Source organism: Allobosea sp. TWI1241, assembly GCF_039673065.1.
Classification (GTDB): domain Bacteria; phylum Pseudomonadota; class Alphaproteobacteria; order Rhizobiales; family Beijerinckiaceae; genus Allobosea.
Genome location: NZ_JBDJKW010000033.1, coordinates 1 through 732 on the forward strand (window position 1 = coordinate 1; position 732 = coordinate 732).

Genomic DNA, 732 nt, shown 5'->3' on the forward strand with positions numbered 1-732 from the left:
GGCCGGTGGTGGAGCCAAGACCGCGAACGCATCTGTCTCCCAGACAAGCGCACCTTCTGCGCCGATGCCGGCCGCCGCGCCGCTCGCCACCGGCCAGTCGGACGAGCAGGTCAGGAAGCTCTTCGCCGAGGGCTCCTATGAGGAGATCCCGCATGACGGCATGCGCAAGACGATCGCGCGCCGCCTCTCGGAAGCCAAGCAGACCATCCCGCATTTCTACGTCACGGTGGATTGCGAGCTCGACGCGCTGTTGAAGCTGCGGGCCGAGCTCAACGCCGCCGCGCCGGAGAAGGACGGCAAGCCGGCCTACAAGCTCTCGGTCAACGACATGGTGATCAAGGCGCTGGCGCTGGCGCTGAAGGCGGTGCCGGACGCCAACGTCTCCTGGACCGAAGGCGCCATGCTGAAGCACAGGCAGGCGGATGTCGGCGTCGCGGTCTCGATCCCCGGCGGGCTGATCACGCCGATCGTGCGCGGGGCCTGCGGCAAGACGCTGTCGCAGATCTCCAACGAGATGAAGGACTACGCGGCGCGCGCCAAGGCCAAGAAGCTGAAGCCCGAGGAGTACCAGGGCGGCACGACGGCGGTCTCCAATCTCGGCATGTTCGGGGTGAAGGACTTCGCGGCGATCGTGAACCCGCCGCACGCCACGATCCTGGCGGTCGGGGCCGGCGAGCAGCGCCCGGTGGTCAAGGGCGGCCAGCTCGCCATCGCCACGGTGATGTCGGTGAC

The 732-nt window shown here is 68.3% G+C and carries 1 protein-coding gene; it reads left to right on the plus strand.

The annotated features are described in order from the left end of the window. Positions 1 to 732 (plus strand): 2-oxo acid dehydrogenase subunit E2 (locus ABE438_RS20320; protein WP_346504493.1); only part of this gene is annotated, 732 nt, incomplete at both ends.